At 70.4% G+C, this 12,248-nt stretch carries 16 protein-coding genes; 7 read left to right on the forward strand and 9 right to left on the reverse strand.

Going from position 1 to position 12,248, the window contains the following annotated elements; all coding sequences use genetic code 11:
• Positions 1-35 precede the first annotated feature (35 nt).
• From BLU79_RS27275 to BLU79_RS27285, 3 genes are all read right to left on the reverse strand, one after another.
• Positions 36-677: a PadR family transcriptional regulator gene (locus tag BLU79_RS27275; protein ID WP_093908572.1), complete on the reverse strand. Its 642-nt coding sequence runs from the start codon at positions 675-677 to the stop codon at positions 36-38.
• 84 nt (positions 678-761) lie between these two features.
• On the reverse strand, positions 762-2,222 hold the full coding sequence (locus BLU79_RS27280) for an aldehyde dehydrogenase family protein (RefSeq protein WP_093908573.1): 1,461 nt from the start codon (positions 2,220-2,222) through the stop codon (positions 762-764).
• A gap of 118 nt (positions 2,223-2,340) precedes the next feature.
• Positions 2,341-3,165: a helix-turn-helix domain-containing protein gene (locus BLU79_RS27285; protein ID WP_093908783.1), complete on the reverse strand. Its 825-nt coding sequence runs from the start codon at positions 3,163-3,165 to the stop codon at positions 2,341-2,343.
• 333 nt (positions 3,166-3,498) lie between these two features.
• On the opposite strand from BLU79_RS27285, the gene BLU79_RS27290 reads away from it, so the two are divergent.
• Complete coding sequence (locus BLU79_RS27290; RefSeq protein WP_177001193.1) at positions 3,499-4,032, forward strand: ATP-binding protein; 534 nt, start codon at positions 3,499-3,501, stop codon at positions 4,030-4,032.
• A gap of 94 nt (positions 4,033-4,126) precedes the next feature.
• On the opposite strand, the gene BLU79_RS27295 is transcribed toward BLU79_RS27290, so the two are convergent.
• The 5 genes from BLU79_RS27295 to rpmG form a co-directional block, all read right to left on the reverse strand.
• Positions 4,127-4,345 (reverse strand): DUF397 domain-containing protein, encoded by a 219-nt coding sequence (locus tag BLU79_RS27295; RefSeq protein WP_093908784.1) that lies wholly within the window; start codon positions 4,343-4,345, stop codon positions 4,127-4,129.
• Positions 4,346-4,717: 372 nt separating this feature from the next.
• Positions 4,718-4,951 (reverse strand): 30S ribosomal protein S18, encoded by a 234-nt coding sequence (gene rpsR, locus BLU79_RS27300; RefSeq protein ID WP_093908575.1) that lies wholly within the window; start codon positions 4,949-4,951, stop codon positions 4,718-4,720.
• A 4-nt stretch (positions 4,952-4,955) separates the two neighbouring features.
• On the reverse strand, positions 4,956-6,152 hold the full coding sequence (locus BLU79_RS27305) for a CobW family GTP-binding protein (protein ID WP_093908785.1): 1,197 nt from the start codon (positions 6,150-6,152) through the stop codon (positions 4,956-4,958).
• Positions 6,153-6,165: 13 nt separating this feature from the next.
• Positions 6,166-6,414 (reverse strand): type B 50S ribosomal protein L31, encoded by a 249-nt coding sequence (locus BLU79_RS27310; protein ID WP_093908576.1) that lies wholly within the window; start codon positions 6,412-6,414, stop codon positions 6,166-6,168.
• Between the two features lie 8 nt (positions 6,415-6,422).
• Positions 6,423-6,587: a 50S ribosomal protein L33 gene (rpmG, locus tag BLU79_RS27315; protein WP_030573688.1), complete on the reverse strand. Its 165-nt coding sequence runs from the start codon at positions 6,585-6,587 to the stop codon at positions 6,423-6,425.
• A 61-nt stretch (positions 6,588-6,648) separates the two neighbouring features.
• Between rpmG and rpmB the strand changes: the two genes are divergently transcribed.
• From rpmB to BLU79_RS27335, 4 genes are all read left to right on the forward strand, one after another.
• The gene (gene rpmB, locus BLU79_RS27320; RefSeq protein ID WP_093908577.1) at positions 6,649-6,885 is read left to right on the forward strand and encodes a 50S ribosomal protein L28; all 237 of its coding nucleotides are present in this window, start codon (positions 6,649-6,651) and stop codon (positions 6,883-6,885) included.
• Complete coding sequence (rpsN, locus tag BLU79_RS27325; RefSeq protein WP_093908578.1) at positions 6,885-7,190, forward strand: 30S ribosomal protein S14; 306 nt, start codon at positions 6,885-6,887, stop codon at positions 7,188-7,190. Before rpmB ends, rpsN begins: the two co-directional genes overlap by 1 nt.
• A 165-nt stretch (positions 7,191-7,355) precedes the next feature.
• Positions 7,356-7,856: a hypothetical protein gene (locus tag BLU79_RS27330; RefSeq protein ID WP_093908786.1), complete on the forward strand. Its 501-nt coding sequence runs from the start codon at positions 7,356-7,358 to the stop codon at positions 7,854-7,856.
• Positions 7,857-7,911: 55 nt separating this feature from the next.
• Positions 7,912-8,436, forward strand: coding sequence for a DUF4232 domain-containing protein (locus tag BLU79_RS27335; protein WP_093908579.1), 525 nt, complete (start codon positions 7,912-7,914; stop codon positions 8,434-8,436).
• 14 nt (positions 8,437-8,450) lie between these two features.
• Here the strand turns inward: BLU79_RS27335 and BLU79_RS27340 are convergent, their stop codons facing one another.
• Positions 8,451-9,596 carry a DUF2786 domain-containing protein gene (locus BLU79_RS27340; RefSeq protein ID WP_093908580.1) on the reverse strand — a complete coding sequence of 382 codons (1,146 nt, stop codon included), beginning with the start codon at positions 9,594-9,596 and terminating at the stop codon, positions 8,451-8,453.
• A gap of 104 nt (positions 9,597-9,700) precedes the next feature.
• Here BLU79_RS27340 and BLU79_RS27345 point away from each other — a divergent pair, with 104 nt between their 5' ends.
• Both BLU79_RS27345 and BLU79_RS27350 read left to right on the forward strand, forming a co-directional pair.
• Positions 9,701-10,480: a Clp protease N-terminal domain-containing protein gene (locus tag BLU79_RS27345; RefSeq protein WP_093908581.1), complete on the forward strand. Its 780-nt coding sequence runs from the start codon at positions 9,701-9,703 to the stop codon at positions 10,478-10,480.
• Positions 10,481-10,514: 34 nt separating this feature from the next.
• On the forward strand, positions 10,515-12,218 hold the full coding sequence (locus tag BLU79_RS27350) for a bifunctional 3'-5' exonuclease/DNA polymerase (RefSeq protein WP_093908582.1): 1,704 nt from the start codon (positions 10,515-10,517) through the stop codon (positions 12,216-12,218).
• The last annotated feature ends 30 nt before the right edge of the window (positions 12,219-12,248 follow it).

The following is a 12,248-nucleotide window of genomic DNA, read 5'->3' on the forward strand; positions in this document are numbered from 1 at the left end:
CCCCGATCTCGATTGGTCAAACTTGATTAGCGGATCTAGCCGTCGTCCCCGGGGTGCCGCTCCCCGGTCGCGTACGGGTTCTCCTGGTCCTCGGCGAGGACGCCGACGAACGGGTCGCCCTCTCCGGCGAAGGTGTAGGCGCCGCCCCTGATGCGTTCGATGAGACCGCGGGTCCACTCGGCACCGGTGTCGGCGGAGTGCACCCAGAAGTTCATGATCTCGCCGATGTGGCCGAACTGGCCGGGGCCCTCCTCGGGCGTGTAGTAGTCGGTGACGGCCTTGCGCCACTCCTCGATGCTGCGCACCCGCTCCTCAAGGAGGGCGAGGGCCTCCTCGCGGTCCAGGTCGACCATGAAGCCGAGGGCGGCGGTGAGCACGTCCGGCCGCTGGTCGTAGGACGTGAGGTACTGCCGCACCAGCCCGAGGTACTCCTCGACGCCCTTCTCGGTGATCTCGTACTCCGTGCGCGGCGGCCCGCCGGCCGTGGACGGCGCGATCTCGTGGGCGTGCAGCAGGCCCTGCTTCGCCATCTGCTTCAGGGCGTGGTAGATCGAGCCGGGCTTGGCGTTGGACCACTCGTGCGCGCCCCAGTACTCCAGGTCGTTGCGCACCTGATACCCATGGGCCCGCCCGTGCTGCCGGACGGCGCCGAGCACGAGGAGACGGATCGCTGACATGCGGTCCAGGTTAGAGCCGGGGCGCCCCGGAGCCGAGATCAGCCCCGGGAAGCGCCCTGCAGACCCGCGTCGAAACCGGTCGGCTCAGAACGGGAAGCCGCTGCGCCCGTGCTGCACCGAGATCCACTTGATCGTCGTGAACGCGTCCAGCATCGTCTCGCCGTTCAGGCGGCCGAGGCCGGAGTGCTTCTCGCCGCCGAAGGGGACGATCGGCTCGTCGTGGACCGTGCCGTCGTTGACGTGGAACATGCCGGTGTCGATCTGCTTGGCGAAGGAGACGCCCCGCTCGATGTTCCCGGTGTGGACGGCTCCGCTCAGGCCGTACGGGGTGTCGTTGACCAGACGTACGGCCTCCTCCTCGCCGTCGAAGGGGATGAGGAAGGCGACCGGGCCGAAGACCTCCTGCTTCAGCAGGGGCGAGTCGGCCGGGAGGCCGGTGAGGACGGAGGGCTCGACGAGGTTGTCCGTCGTCGTGCCGTGCACCAGGGCCGTCGCGCCCTCGGCGATCGCCTGCTCGACGGCGGCCGAGAGCGCGTCCGCCTGGGAGGAGTTGATGACCGGGCCGATGACGGTCTCGGGGTCGCGCGGGTCGCCGGCCTTGAGGGTCTTCACCTTGGCGACGAACTTGCCGGTGAACTCCTCCGCGATCGAGCGGTCCACGAGGACGCGGTTCGCGGCCATGCAGACCTGGCCCTGGTGGACGTAGCGGCTGAAGACCGCCGCGTCGACCGCGTAGTCGATGTCGGCGTCGTCGAGCACCACCAGCGCGCTGTTGCCGCCGAGTTCGAGGACCGCGTGCTTGAAGTGCGAGGCGCAGACGGTGGCGACGTGGCGGCCGACCTTGTCGGAGCCGGTGAAGGAGATGACCTTCGGAATCGGGTGCTCGATGAAGGCGTCGCCGATCTCCGCGATGTCGGTGATCACGACGTTCAGCAGGCCGGCCGGCAGCCCCGCGTCCTCGAAGATCTTCGCCACCAGGGAGCCACCGCAGATCGGCGTGTTCTGGTGCGGCTTGAGGACCACGCCGTTGCCGAGCGCGAGCGCCGGGGCGACCGACTTGAGGGAGAGGAGGAAGGGAAAGTTGAAGGGGCTGATGACGCCCACGACGCCGACCGGGACGCGGTAGACGCGGTTCTCCTTGCCGTCCGTCGGCGACGGGATGATCTTGCCTTCGGGGCGCAGGGCCAGGTGCACCGCCTCGCGCAGGAACTCCTTGGCGAGGTGGAGTTCGAAGGCCGCCTTCAGCCGGGTGCCGCCGAGCTCGGCGATGATCACGTCGGTGATCTCCTGCTCGCGGTCCTCGATCAGGCGCAGCGCCTTCTCGAAGACGCCGCGACGGGCGTACGGGTTGGTCGCGGCCCACTGCTTCTGGGCGCGGGCGGCCGCCTGGTACGCCTGATCCACCTCGTCGGCCGTGGCTATGGTGATCGACGCGAGCTTCTCACCGTCGTACGGGTTGAAGTCGATGATGTCCCAGGAACCTGTGCCCGGGCGCCACTCACCGTCGATGTACTGCTGAGCCAGGTCGGTGAAGTAGGACGACATGTGATCCCTCAATCCCTAGCGGACACCCGCTCGACTTGATCCGATCGACTTGACCGTCATCACGATCGCCCACCATGATCGTCTTCACGGTCTGATCACACGTCATCGTACTTGTGTTTCAAGAGAGTTGAAGGAGTCCCCGAAGAAGATCCCGGCTCTCGTCCAGCCCCGGACTGTCCTGCTGAAGCTCCTTCAGCGCCCGCTCGTACTGGGTGACATCCTCGTGCTTGTCGAGGTAGAGCGCGCTGGTGAGCTGCTCCAGATAGACGACGTCCGACAGGTCGGACTCCGGGAAGCTGAGGATCGTGAAGGCGCCGGACTCGCCGGAGTGGCCGCCGAAGCCGAACGGCATGACCTGCAGCCGCACGTTCGGATGCTCGGAGATCTCGATCAGGTGCTGCAGCTGACCGCGCATCACCTCACGGTCGCCGTACGGGCGGCGCAGGGCGGCCTCGTCCAGGACGATGTGGTACTCGGGGGCATCCTCGGCAACGAGGTACTTCTGCCGCTCCAGGCGCAGCGCCACACGCCGCTCGACGTCCGCCTCGCTCGCGCCCTTCATACCGCGCCGCACGACCGCGCGGGCGTAGTCCTCGGTCTGGAGCAGGCCGTGCACGAACTGCACTTCGTACGCCCGGATGAGGCTGGCCGCGCCCTCCAGGCCGACATAGGTGGGGAACCAGCTCGGCAGGACGTCCGAGTAACTGTGCCACCAGCCGGCGACGTTGGCCTCGCGCGCGAGGGACAGGAGCGAGTTGCGCTCCGCCTCGTCCGTGATGCCGTACAGCGTCAGCAGGTCCTCGACGTCCCGCGTCTTGAAGCTCACCCGGCCCAACTCCATCCGGCTGATCTTCGACTCGGAGGCACGGATCGAGTAACCCGCCGCCTCGCGCGTGATCCCGCGTGCTTCCCGCAGTCGCCTCAGTTGCGAGCCGAGCAGCATGCGCCGCACCACCGATCCGGGCTCTCCCGCGCTCACGTTCGCCAGCCTCCCCAACCGTCTTCAGGGCCCGCAGTCTGCCACTAAATCACTTCGAGCAGTACTCGTCCGATTACAGAGACGGAAAGAAGACAAGGATTCCTCTCATGAAGGAGTGAGGAGAAGACAAGAAGAGGCACAGAAGTTGGCGGAAAAAATGGCCAACAAGCGGTACGGGAGCGTCCAATTCGGTCACGTGCACGTGCATCTGCCCTTGCATCTGCTCTGCGCATCCGAAACCATGGTCCCGCGCAACCGCTGCATCGCAACGACCGCGAATACCCGGGAGTGCCTCGCATGGGGACGAATGGATCGACCATGCTCGAGCCGTTACGGCAGGGCCTTCCGCCGCTGGATCCGGCAGCCGTGTCCAACGCCGCCTCCTGTGCACTGCCCGCCCGCTACGAAGCGGTGCGTGAGGCGCGGAAGTTCACCCGGCGCACCCTTGACCAGTGGGAACTGGGATATCGCTTCGACGATGTCTGTCTCGTGGTCTCGGAGTTGGTGACCAACGCGCTGCGGCACGCGCTGCCGGCGGGCGTCCAGCGCATACCCGAGCAGACGCCGCCCGTGCGGCTGCATCTGATGCGGTGGACCGAGCGGCTGGTGTGCGCGGTGCGCGATCCCAGTCACGACAGCCCGGTCGCGCGCGACTCCGACGACTTCTCGGCGGAGTCCGGGCGGGGTCTGTTCCTTGTCGACTCCTTCAGTGACGGGTGGGGTTGGCATCCGCTCGCGGGAACGCTGAGCGGGAAGGTGGTCTGGGCGCTGTTCCGGATACAGCCGGGGCAGACCGCGCAGGCGGGATCGGCGGGTCCGGCGGAACGATGAACTGCGGCACTCGATGGCGCCGCAGTTCTACGCGCGTTACTGAGCGAGACGCGCCGATTGCCCTGAGTTGTACGCCGGTTTCGCGTGGGACGCGTCAGCCCACGACCAGGTGGTCGAACTCGCCGTCCTTGATGCCCAGGAGCATGGCCTCTATCTCGGCGCGGGTGTAGACGAGGGCGGGGCCGTCCGGGAAGCGGGAGTTGCGTACGGCAACTTCGCCGCCGGGAAGTCGGGCGAACTCCACGCAGGAGCCCTGGGAGTTGCTGTGCCTGCTCTTCTGCCAGGCCACCCCGGTCAGAGCCGTGGCTGCCATGCCGTTGTACACGTCGTGGTCCACAGGTCGCTCCCCGGTGGTGCGGTGGCTTCGAGGCCATTGATGCGAGAGGTGGTGCAGCTGGGCCGCGCAGCTGGTGTTGCAGCGGTCAACTGCTCCCGGATCATAGCTCTGTTTCACGTGCACCTGCATGAGCAGATGCACGTGCACGCGGGGTGGTCCTGCGGTTACTCCTGTGACGTACGCGGCCCTCGATGCGTTCCAGCACGTCCGGATCGAATCCCCCGTGCACTAGGAAGAGACGCGTTCCGCGGCGTTGTTGTTCCAAACTCCAAGTGGCGTTCCGGTTGCTGAAGTTGGGCCGGGCGTGGAGCGCACCATTCCCACGCCCCTCCGCAACCCGGCCGGGCCTCAGCGGGCGGCGTACGGCAGGAGGGCCATCTCTCGGGCGTTCTTGATGGCCTTGGCCAGTCGGCGTTGCTGCTGGACCGTCACTCGGGTGACTCGGCGGCTGCGGATCTTGCCGCGGTCGGAGATGAACTTTCGGAGGAGATCGGTGTCCTTGTAGTCGATGTAGGTGATCTTGGCCTGGTCCAGGGGGTTGGGGCGGGGCTTGGCCGGCTTGCGGTCGAGGTTGCGGGGCATGGGGTCAGACCTCCAGGAGGGTGTCGAAGGCGGGCGGGAGCTGCTTCCAGGCGTCGCGCCCGGCGGCGTACTCGGCGTCGGTGAGCAGGCAGGACTCCAGGAGGTCGGCGAGGCCGTCGCGGTCCAGGCCGGGGGACGTGAAGACCAGGTGCTGGCAGCAGTCGCCGTGCTCGGGGTGCCAGTCCAGCGCGGCGGCGGCCCGGCGCACCGGCGGGACCATGTCCCAGGCCGCGTCCGGGAGCGAGGCGAGCCAGGGGCCCGCGCTCTCCACGCACAGGGCGCCTCCTGCCGCGTCCCAGTGCAGCAGGACGTCCGGTTTGTCGGCGAGCCAGAAGCGGCCCCTGCTGCGGGCCGCCGCGCAGGTGATGTCCTCCAGCGCCTCGTACAGCCGCTCCGGATGGAAGGGGCGGCGCCGGTGCCAGACGAGGGTCGAGATGCCGTGCGCGTCCGCCTCGGCGGGGAGCAGGGCGCACGCCGGGTGCTGGGCGGCGGCGGCCGACTCGATGTCGAAGCCGGCCAGCGCTGCCTGGGAGAGGGGGGTGAGGGGGCGGCGGCGCGGGGCCGGCACCGTCAGGCCGTCCGCGGAGGGACTGGGTGCGGGGGCGGCCCCGGCGATCGGGACCTGGCGGGCCGTCGGGTGGAGCTGGGCCAGCAGCTCGCGGTCCTCGTCGTCGGCCTCCGGGGAGTCGGCGACGGCCAGGACGGGGGCGTACTCCAGCTGGCGCGCGAAGGTGTCGGCGACCGTGCGCTGGTCCGTCGCCGCGGCTGCCAGGCCGCGCTCGGCCAGGTCGTCGCCGTTGCCCAGGTAGGGCAGGACGAGGGCGGGGTCCACGGCGGTGATCACGCCGGTGACCTGGAGCCCGCCGGCCGTGACCACCTCGGCCATCGCCTTGGGTTCCACCGAGTCCCAGAGTTCGACGATCGCCATACGGGTGCCGCCCGCGTCCCGGATCCGGAGAAGTTCCGGCACCAGGTCCTCGCGCAGCGCGCAGCAGGCGCAGTCGTTGACGAGCGGCGCCTCGCCGGCGCTCACCAGGCCGGCGGCGTCGCGGATCGTGCGGACGACCGTGCCGGCCGCGGCCGTCGCCAGGTCGTGGTGGAGTACGACGCTGTCGGGGACGTCGGCGAGCAGCCGCTCCACGGTCGCCTTGCGGGCGTCGGCGTGCAGTCCGCCGACGATCACGACGGAGAGCCCGGGCATCTCGGACACTTCGTCAGCCCTGCTTCCCGTAGCGGCGCTCGAAGCGCTCCACTCGGCCGGCCGTGTCCAGGACGCGGGCCGTGCCCGTGTAGAAGGGGTGGCTGACGTTGGAGATCTCGACGTCGACGACGGGGTAGGTGTTGCCGTCCTCCCACTCGATCGTCTTCTCGCTGGTCATCGTCGAGCGGGTGAGGAAGGCGTGGTTCGCGGCCCGGTCGCGGAAGACGACGGGGCCGTAGGAGGGGTGGATTCCGTTGCGCATGGCGGTGCTCAGCGCTCCTCTCGGAAGTCGACGTGGCGGCCGGCGACCGGGTCGTACTTGCGCAGGGTCATGCGGTCCGGGTCGTTGCGGCGGTTCTTGCGGGTCACGTAGGTGTAGCCGGTGCCGGCGGTGGACCGGAGCTTGATGACCGGACGGAGTTCGTTGCGTGCCATGCTGGTATCTTACTGAAAATGAATTCCATTAACAGCAGAGCTTGAGGAGAGGTTCGTCACCGTGTCCGCCCACTGCATGCTGACCGGCGCCCAGCCGGGCTTCGGCAACACCATTTCCCACTCGCACCGGCGGACCTCCCGCCGCTTCGACCCCAACATCCAGACCAAGCGCTACTGGCTGCCGAGTGAGGGCCGGCATGTGCGGCTGCGGCTCAGCACCAAGGGGATCAAGACCGTCGACGTCATCGGCGTCGAGGCCGCCGTCGCCCGTATTCGCGCCCGGGGAGTGAAGGTCTGATGGCCAAGAAGAGCAAGATCGCGAAGAACGAGCAGCGCCAGGAGGTCGTCGCCCGGTACGCCGCGCGGCGGGCCGAGCTGAAGGAGATCATCCGGCGGCCGTCGTCCAGCGACGCCGAACGGCTGGCCGCCCAGCGCGAGTTGCGCAGGCAGCCGCGGGACGCGAGCGCCACGCGCGTGCGCAACCGCGACCAGGTGGACGGGCGGCCGCGTGGCTACTTCCGGGCCTTCGGACTGTCCCGGGTGAGCCTGCGGGGGCAGGCGCACGCCGGGTATCTGCCGGGGGTGCGCAAGGCGTCCTGGTAGGTCGGGCGGGTCCTGGGGCCCGGACAGGACTCCCTGGTAACTTGCTGCCGGACCGGTTGTTTCGGCCAGGTCGGCCGAATCGGCCGTATGCCGACCGCTACATCTTGGGAGCACCCAGTGACCTCGGCGACTTTCTCGCGTACGCGCACGATGTCGGGCCGGTGGATGCGGGTCGCCGCCCTGGCCGCGTCCCTGGCGGGTGCGCTCGCCCTCACCGCGTGCAGCGGCGACGGCGGCTCAGACTCCGGCCCCACTCCCGACGCCGGCTCCACGAACGGCTCCGGTCCCAGTGCCTCCGCTTCCGCCAGTGCCGACACCGGCGGCGGTACGGGAGGGTCCGGGTCCGCGGCCGGTGGGCTGGAGGGCAGCTGGCTCGCCACGACCGACGGCAAGGCCGTCGCGCTGGTGGTCACCGGCAAGGAGGCCGGGCTCTTCGCGACCGGCGGGATCGTGTGCAGCGGGACCGCCGGTGAGGAGGACGGGATGCGGATGATCCGCCTCAAGTGCAGCGACGGCAGCAAGGACCGGGCCGTCGGGATGGTCGACTCCGTCGGCAAGACCTCACTGAAGGTGACGTGGGAGGGCGGCCTCGGCGCCGAGACCTACACCAAGGCGGAGGGCGGCTCGCTGCCGACGGGGCTGCCCACGGCCGGTCTGGGATCGTGAGGTTTGATTCGGTGACTGCGCTCGATCACCGACGTCACTCCCCCTGAAGGACTCCATGCGCGCCACCTCTCTCACCGTCGCCGCCCTCGCCGCGGCCCTCCTCCTGACCGCCTGCGACGACGGCGGAGACGCTGCCGGCGGCCAGGACACCAAGGCCGGTTCCGGCTGCGCCGACAAACTGGCCGTGCAGTTCGGGCCCGCCAACGCGGCCCCCGCCGCCGGGGACACCGGCAACGTGCCCGTCACCGTCACCAACCGCAGCGGCGCCAAGTGCACCCTGGACGGGCTGCCCGGCGTCGAGTTCGAGGCGGGCGACAAAGCGACCACCATCGCGCCGGACGACGCCGCCACGTCGAAGAAGACGACCCTCGCGAAGGAGGCCACCACCTCCTTCACCCTCACCTACGTCCAGGGCGAGGGCGGCGGCACCAAGAGCCTCGCCGTGAAGTCGGTGAAGCTCCGTCTGCCCGGGTCGGCCAAGACACACAGCTTCAAGTGGTCGTACGGCGACGTCGCGCTGAAGAGTGACGGGCAGACCCCGGACGCCTCGGTGACCGGGTTCCAGCAGTCCGGCGACTGAGAGCCTGACCCGGCTCAGCGCAGCGGCCGGCGGGCCTTCGTCCGGGCCCGGTCGGCCGCCTCCGAGCCCTCCACCCAGCCCGCCTCGTCGGTGACGCCGCGCAGACGGGTCGTGGTCGTCTCCGGGAACATGCGGTCCATACGGTCGCTGACCGCGACCTCTCGGGAGGCGAGGACCGGGAGCAGGTCCTGGGTCACCTGGGTCCGCGCGGCGGCGGTCAGGTGGGTGCCGATGCGGTGGGCGTAGGCCGCCAGGAACGACTGCCGGAAGGTCTTGGTGCGTTTGCGGCCGCCCGCGCGCTGGGCCGCCTCCGCCTTGGCCATCGCGGTCTGGGCCTGCACGAGGAGCGAGGTGTAGAGGAGCTCGACCGCCTCCAGGTCGGCCTCGAATCCGATGACCGTGCTGAAGCCGAAGGGTTCGTTCCACACGGCACGGCAGTGGTTGGCGGTCGCCACCGCGTCCAGCAGGACGGCCTTCGCCTGCTCGTACGGCGGTTCCACACCGATCCGGCAGGCGCCGGGCGCGTCCTTCCGAGCGTGCCCGCTGCCCGCGAGCAGCGCCTCGTCGATGCTGTGCCGGGCCATCAGCTCCTGCGCCTTGGCGGTGAGCGCCTCCGCCTCCTCGGGAAAGCCGGTCGCCTCCGCCTTCGCCAGCAGCGCGCGGACGCGCGTGAGCATGCGGGACTCGGGCGCGGCGTCCCGGGTGGCGGGCTCCGCCGCCTGGTCCACGGGCTCCAGCGCGGGCAGGCGCAGCAGGAGGCGGTACAGCTCCAGGACGGCGGTCGCCTGCGAGAAGCGGTCCGTGCGGGGCGGGGCCTCGGCGGGCAGGTCGTCGAGCTGGGCGTTCCAGCGCGGGCCGCGGGGGCCGTCGTACGGCTGCTGCGCGCGGATCAGCGCCGAGAGCAGTCGTACGTGGCTGTCGTCCAGGTCGCGCCGCACGAGCCGTACGACGTCGGCGGGCTGCCAGCCGCGGCGCCAAGCCGCTGCCACGAACTCCCGTCCGCGCCGGGCGAGTTCGGCGTCCGCGGCCGGGTCGGCGGCGAGGAGGGAGGCGCCGGTGTCGAGGGCCGTGTCGGCGTCGGCGTAGAGGGCGTGCCGGAAGGCTCGGTCGACGGCGTCGGGGGTGCCGGGGGTGCCGCTCGAACTGTTCGTACTGCTCACCTGGCGATGGTGCCATGGGGCGGGCGGTGTCCGGTCTCGCCGGACGGCCGAAGCGATGTCAACCGCGGGTTGACACCCTTCCCCTGTCAACCTACGGTTGACACATGTCGACGAACACGACCATCACGTCATCCGTACGTCTCGACGAACTCATCGCGGCCATCAAGAAGGTCCACGACGAGCCCCTCGACCAGCTCCAGGACGCGGTGATCGCCGGCGATCACCTCGGGGAGGTGGCCGACCACCTGATCGGCCACTTCGTGGACCAGGCCCGGCGATCGGGTGCCTCCTGGACCGACATCGGCCGGAGCATGGGCGTCACTCGGCAGGCCGCGCAGAAGCGGTTCGTGCCCAAGGAGTCCATCGACATCGACCCTCAGCAGGGCTTCGGCCGCTACACGCCGCGTGCCCGCAACGCCGTCGTGGCCGCCCACAACGAGACCATCGCCGCGGGCAACGCCGAGGGCCGCCCCGAGCACCTGGTCCTCGGTCTGCTGGCCGACCCGGACGGCCTGGCCGCGAGGGCGATCACGGCGCAGGGCATCCTCCTGGACTCCGTGCGCCAGGCCGCCACCGCCGCGCTGCCGCCCGCCGCCGAGGAGGTCCCCGAGCTCGTCCCCTACGGCTCCGACGCCAAGAAGGTCCTGGAGCTCACCTTCCGCGAGGCCCTGCGCCTCGGCCACAACTACATCGGCACCGAGCACATCCTGCTGGCCCTGCTGGAGTTCGAGAACGGCACCGGCGTCCTGTCCGGCCTCGGCCTCACCAAGCAGACGATCGAGGAGTACGTCGTCGAACTGCTCTCCCAGCTCCTGAAGGCCGGCGAGGAAGGCGAGCAAGGGAAGCAGGAGAAGCAGAGCGAGCCGGGCGGGGCGCAGGACTGAGGGCGTTGTCAGACCCTGGTGCCACACTCGCTGCATGACCGACCGGTGGGCGCTCGCTCCGGCCGAGGACGGTGGCGTGGAGATCGCCCCCCTCGGTCCGGACGGGCTGCCCTCGGGGCCGGTGCGGTGGGTCGCCGACGCGGCCGAGGCCGTGCGCGAGCGGCCCGAGGTGGCGCGGTGGGTGTGGCGGTCCACCGCCGAGGTCTATCCGCGGCTGCTCGCCACGGGGGTGCGAGTCGAGCGGTGCTACGACATCGAGGACGCCGAGACGCTCCTGCTCGGCCACGAGGGGCGGTCCGGGGAACCGAGATCCGCGGCTGCCGCCCTCGCCCGGCTGCGTCACCTCCCCGTACCGCCCGATCCGCCCCAGCGGTCCGCCGAACCCGGCTCGCAGTCCCCGCTCTTCGAGCCGCAGGCGGTCCATGTGCCGCTCGCCGACCTCGTCGAGGTGTACGCCGACCAGCAGCGCCGGCATGAAGCGACCGCGCACCCACAGCGGATGCGGCTGCTGACGGCGGCCGAGTCGGCGGGCATGCTCGTCGCCGCCGAGATGAACCGGTCCGGGCTGCCGTGGAGCGCCGAGGTGCATCGCCGGGTGCTGCATGAGCTGTTGGGTGAGCGGTATGCCGGGGGCGGGGAGCCGCGGCGGCTGGCCGAGCTGGCGGACGAGGTGTCGGCCGCGTTCGGGCGCCGGGTGCGGCCCGATCTGCCCGCCGACGTGATCAAGGCCTTCGCACAGGCCGGGATCAGGATCAGATCGACCCGTCGCTGGGAGATCGAGTCCCTCGACCATCCGGCCGTGAAGCCGCTGGTCGAGTACAAGAAGCTGTACCGCATCTGGGTGGCCCACGGCTGGTCCTGGCTGCAGGACTGGGTGCGCGACGGGCGGTTCCGGCCGGAGTTCCTCGCGGGCGGGACGGTGACCGGGCGGTGGGTGACCAACGGCGGGGGCGCGCTGCAGATTCCGAAGGTCATCCGGCGTGCGGTGGTCGCCGACCCGGGCTGGCGGCTCGTCGTGGCCGACGCCGACCAGATGGAGCCGCGGGTGCTGGCGGCGATCTCCCGTGACCCCGGGCTGATGGAGGTGGCCGGGCGGGAGGCCGACCTCTACCAGTCGGTGTCCGACCGCGCCTTCTCCGGGGATCGCGACCAGGCCAAGCTCGCCGTGCTGGGTGCCGTCTACGGACAGACCTCCGGCGACGGGCTGAAGAACCTCGCCGCGCTCAGACGCCGTTTCCCCAGAGCGGTGGCGTACGTCGACGAGGCGGCGCGGGCCGGGGAGGAGGGGCGGCTCGTGCGGACGTGGCTGGGGCGGACCTGTCCGCCGGCGGCCGGGGCGTCGGAGGACGCGGCCGAGGAGGCGGGGATCCCGACCCCGGAGGCCCAGACCGAGTCGGGCGACGGTTCCGGGCCGCAGGAGTGGGTGCCGGGTTACGCCTCCACCAACGCCCGCGCGCGGGGCCGCTTCGCCCGTAACTTCGTCGTCCAGGGCAGCGCCGCCGACTGGACCCTGCTGCTGCTCGCCGCGCTGCGGCAGGCCTGCGCGGGCATGGCGGCGGAACTGGTCTTCTTCCAGCACGACGAGGTGATCGTGCACTGTCCCGAGGAGGAGGCGGCGACGGTCGTGACGGCGATCCGTGAGGCGGCGGAGCTGGCGGGGCGGCTGACCTTCGGGGAGACGCCGGTGCGGTTTCCGTTCACGACGGCGGTGGTGGAGTGTTATGCGGACGCAAAGTGATGACCGCGTGTCACAAAACACCTCTGGCTT

It is taken from the genome of Streptomyces sp. cf386 (genome assembly GCF_900103585.1).
Classification (GTDB): Bacteria; Actinomycetota; Actinomycetes; order Streptomycetales; family Streptomycetaceae; genus Streptomyces.